A 4,193-nucleotide genomic window follows, 5' to 3' on the forward strand; every position below is an offset into this window, starting at 1 on the left:
GTCTTCGGGCATTACCTAAAAACAAAATGTCCTTGCGAATTGGCTTTTCACTGTTTGGTGTTGTGGCTCAAAATCTAGCAGTTGTGTTTATTAAGTGGCGAATGTTATATTATTGTTAAAGTTTGATTTAAGTTATTGTATTTACAAAGCTGTTCACCTAACAAGCAACTCAAGACGGACACAAACAGTTGGCTGTGCTCGTCCCTCGCAAATTATAGCCAACTATTTTTAGCCGCTTAGTAGGGCGTTATAAGTAAAGGTAACTTATGCATTCTGATGAACTAATCAAGTCATTATCTAAAAGTGGAACAGAGGATTTATCATCTTCACTACAATGGATTAATCCAATACCAGATGATGCTTTTGCTTTAATTGAAAAAATAGATATGGCATTAAATATTGTTAAATTTTCTCACTCTAGGCAGGCTGAAGAAATGGGTAAAAAATCCTCAAGTAACCATTTAGATTCTTTAATACGTTTAAGGGCTGAAATTAAAAGTCTCATAGATAACGGTTAAAGCAGTTTATCTAAATTTACTTATAACAAGCAATTCAACAAGGACAAAATACAGTTGGCTTTTTGTTCACTACGTTCACTAATTTTAGCCAACAATATTTTGCCCGTTAATTGGGCGTTAGAGCGCTAGGATGAACTGCACATTTCGTCGCTAAATTTCAAGTTTTGATACAGTAAGACTTTTAACTTAATCTAAAGAACATTACAAAAAAGGATAATAAAAAGATGGCAAGATGCACAGCACCAAGTAATGGACATCGTACAGCGAGTGGAGCAGCGGCATGCCCTGCATGTAGTAGTCGTGGTCGTAGCTATGGTGGATATTCATCTCCATCATCATATTCACCTTCGTCATACTCCTCAGGTGGGAGTCGCCCCAGCGGCTCTGGAAGTAGCGGTGGTTCTAGTAGTGCTAGACCACGTTGGTCAAAAGCGGGATCGTCTGTGGCGTACAATCCTACTGATGTGCGAACACTCACGCCAGTTCGCGCAAACGTAGAGAGACGAGCTTCTAAACCTGATTTACGAGACATATTTCTGTGTCACGCGTGGGATGACCGAAAGGGGGTTGCCAAAGAGTTACACGATCTTCTCGAGTCTCTCGGAGTTTCTGTTTGGTTCAGTGAGAAGGACGTTCTCCTCGGCTCCAACTTACTCCGTGAGATCGATAAAGGGTTGGTAAAATCACGAATCGGTATCGTTTTGGTTACTCCATCGTTTTTAAATCGTATTGCAGGAGAAGGTGTTGCCGACAAAGAGCTTTCTGCACTTCTAGCGACAGACCTTCTCGTTCCTATTGTACACGATACAACATATGATGATCTTCGCGATGCTAGTCCATTACTTGGATCTCGAAGTGGCTTAGACACCGCAGAAGATCCGATAAAGAATATTGCAGCAAAATTAGCTGAATTAGTAGCGCTCTAACAAGTTGCTCAAACGGACACGTACAGTTTGCTCGCGCTTCGCGCATTATAGCAAATTGTACTTAGCCGCTTAGCAAAACGTTAGGTGGCACCACTTTTCGGTTTTTATTGTTAACCAACTTATGTGTTTATATTATTAGTTTGGTGGTAATTCTGTTTCGTGGGTTTTCGCCTAAACGTTTTATAAATGTCGCGAATCATTGTCGAGAGTCCAGCAATAACATTTGTGTTGTGCGCTAAAAATACTTTTATGTCATGGCTCAAAATAATGGTTTGGCATTTAGCCGTGGTGCGGTTATATTAACTTTCAAAGTTTGCTTTAACTATTTGGTTCTATAATAAATTTAACCTAACAAGCAATTCAAACGGACAAAAAACAGTTGGCTGTTTTCACTTCGTTCAACATTTTAGCCAACAATTTTTGCCGCTTAATATGGGCGTTAGGTGAATGGAGTCCCAATCTGTGAAATTTGTATGCCCAAGTTGTGAAAGGCCAATTTATAACCGCAGAGTTAATAAATGTGAGTTTTGCGGTGAAGCTCTGCCAAAAGAATTATTGTTCTCAGAAAATGAAGTAGATAACTTAGATAATCAGCTAAGCGAGTCCTTGAAAAAGAAAACAAATATTTCAGGAAATTCATCTGGTGGTGGAGCTGACTTTTTCTCAAGAGATTTTGGTGACTCTGGTGGTTGCGATTAAAGTTGTTAATCGTAATATTCACCTAACAAGGCATTCAAACGGACAAAAAACAGTTGGCTGTTTTCACTTCGTTCAACATTTTAGCCAACAATTTTTAGCCGCTTAATATGGGCGTTATGTGAATCTCATACTAAGGAGCACAAATGAATAAATTTATATCAATCGTAGCTGTTTTAATTACTTGTCTTTCAACAAATGTATTAGCCAATGAAAATATAGTTGATTACGATAAATTTTTTCAAGAATACTATGAAGCAAAGGTAAAAACTCAACAACCTAATGCTTCTAAAGAAGATTTAGAGCATTACTTATCATTCTTAACTGATGATGTTGGTAATCAACATTTCCCTAATGCTCCCGATGATTCTAGAGAACCTGACGGGAAAGAAATGATGCGTAAAGGGATGACTCGATATTTGGGAGTTCATACTGGTTATGATTCAAAATTAATAGAGTATATTGTTGGTTACAACTCAATTGCATTTAAGCATAGCTACTCTGCTAAAGGTCTACGTTCAGACGGCTCAGAATTCAGTTATAGCAAAGTTGTACTAGATGTTATCGAGTTAGAAAATGGCAAGGTATCTGTTATTCGCAGGTATGGTAAATAATTTACATAACAAGTTGCTCAAACGGACACGTACAGTCTGCTCGCGCTCCGCGCATTTTAGCAAATTGTACTTAGCCGCTTAGCAAGGCGTTAGGTGTAATCGCCACTTCGTTTTAATTGTTTAAAGTATTTGCCAATTTAATCTAGCGTTTGTATTTTCTAAATATGGTTTTGGAGTGTTTCGCCAAGTCCTACGTCATTTATGCCAATATAGTCTTCGGGCATTACCAAAGACAAAATGTCCTTGCGAATTGGCTTTTCATTGTTTGGTGTTGTGGCTCAAAATCTAGCTGTTGTGTTTATAAAGTGGCGAATGTAACATTAACTTTCAGTGTTTGCTTTAAGGTTTTGTATTTACAAATAAACTTCACCTAACAAGCAATTCAAACGGACAAATAACAGTTGGCTTTGTTCGCTTCGCTCTCTATTTTTAGCCAACTATTATTTGCCGCTTAATATGGTCGTTAGCTGTATAAGGAAATATTTGTGTCTGAGTCGAAGTATCCATTGAGGAAATCCAAGATTTATTGGATATGCGGCGGTGATGTTTTTTGGTATCACTTTAGAATGGAATTTTTAAAAAAGGCTTTAATATTTCTTGTTGGTTTCAGCCTAATTATTAATTTAGTACGTGGTATTACAGGCGAACTCTTTATAGATGTATTGGCTGGTTTATATTTGCTCTTTATTTTAGGCAGCATAGCGTTAATTTATAAAAACTCTAAGGTTGCCAATTTTGTATTGCGAGAAAAATCGAAAGCGTCTGATGCTCAATGGATATTCATTTTTATCAGTAGCTTATGTATTTTAATGCTAGCTTTGTTACCATTTGGCTATGTTCAGGTGGCATAATACAGCTAACAAGGCGTTCAAACGGACAAAAAACAGTTGGCTGTTTCACTCCGTTCACAATTTTAGCCAACAATTTTTTGCCGCTTAACGTGGCGTTATGTACCGCCTTCTTTTAAGGGTAAATTCTTGTAATAAGTTTGGTGGTTTCAAGTTGGTTTAGTGTTTTTTGCCTTGAGTTTTCGCTTTGTAGTTTGGTGTTTTTCGCTATAAAATGAGTTTTGTCGCAAAGCTAAATTTGTGTCACGCTTTTTACGTTTATTTGGTGGCTCAAAATTCACAGTTAGGTTTATGTTAGGCGGTGGGTGTGTTTTGTTTCTTCCGTTTATCTGTTTAATTTTAGAATTATTTGTTAGTATAAAATTCATAATAACCAATTACATAACAAGCTATTCAAACGGACGATAAACAGTTGGCTAGCTTCGTTCCTCGCAATTTTAGCCAACAATTTTTCGCCGCTTAATAGGGCGTTATACGTAAAGGAGAGTCCGCAGATGGAATTGAATTCAATGGAAGATGTTAAAGCTATAGCTGAGTTTCAAAAAATAGAGCAACTTCAACGCATAGAAAAAAAACTACATAGATTGAGTT

5 protein-coding genes are annotated in these 4,193 nt (G+C 37.3%); all 5 read left to right on the forward strand.

Annotated elements, in window-relative coordinates; genetic code table 11:
• Positions 1-266 precede the first annotated feature (266 nt).
• The 5 genes from H4J39_RS00065 (at position 267) to H4J39_RS00085 (ending at position 3,605) form a co-directional block, all read left to right on the forward strand.
• A complete protein-coding gene (locus H4J39_RS00065) occupies positions 267-518 on the forward strand; it encodes a hypothetical protein (protein ID WP_182225428.1) in 252 nt (83 codons plus the stop codon).
• Between the two features lie 224 nt (positions 519-742).
• The gene (locus tag H4J39_RS00070; RefSeq protein WP_182225429.1) at positions 743-1,444 is read left to right on the forward strand and encodes a toll/interleukin-1 receptor domain-containing protein; all 702 of its coding nucleotides are present in this window, start codon (positions 743-745) and stop codon (positions 1,442-1,444) included.
• 462 nt (positions 1,445-1,906) lie between these two features.
• The gene (locus H4J39_RS00075) at positions 1,907-2,143 is read left to right on the forward strand and encodes a hypothetical protein (protein WP_182225430.1); all 237 of its coding nucleotides are present in this window, start codon (positions 1,907-1,909) and stop codon (positions 2,141-2,143) included.
• 143 nt (positions 2,144-2,286) lie between these two features.
• Entirely contained in the window at positions 2,287-2,754 is a 468-nt protein-coding gene (locus H4J39_RS00080; protein ID WP_182225431.1) for a nuclear transport factor 2 family protein, read from the forward strand.
• A gap of 566 nt (positions 2,755-3,320) precedes the next feature.
• Positions 3,321-3,605 (forward strand): hypothetical protein, encoded by a 285-nt coding sequence (locus H4J39_RS00085; RefSeq protein ID WP_182225432.1) that lies wholly within the window; start codon positions 3,321-3,323, stop codon positions 3,603-3,605.
• The last annotated feature ends 588 nt before the right edge of the window (positions 3,606-4,193 follow it).

Source organism: Colwellia sp. Bg11-12, from assembly GCF_014076955.1.
Lineage (GTDB): Bacteria > Pseudomonadota > Gammaproteobacteria > Enterobacterales > Alteromonadaceae > Colwellia_A.

What these genes read in the sequence shown, in the direction of transcription:
- H4J39_RS00065 (WP_182225428.1), top strand. Translation starts at nt 267, where the DNA reads ATGCATTCTGATGAACTAATCAAGTCATTATCTAAAAGTGGAACAGAG.
- H4J39_RS00070 (WP_182225429.1), top strand. Translation starts at nt 743, where the DNA reads ATGGCAAGATGCACAGCACCAAGTAATGGACATCGTACAGCGAGTGGA.
- H4J39_RS00080 (WP_182225431.1), top strand. Translation starts at nt 2,287, where the DNA reads ATGAATAAATTTATATCAATCGTAGCTGTTTTAATTACTTGTCTTTCA.
- H4J39_RS00085 (WP_182225432.1), top strand. Translation starts at nt 3,321, where the DNA reads ATGGAATTTTTAAAAAAGGCTTTAATATTTCTTGTTGGTTTCAGCCTA.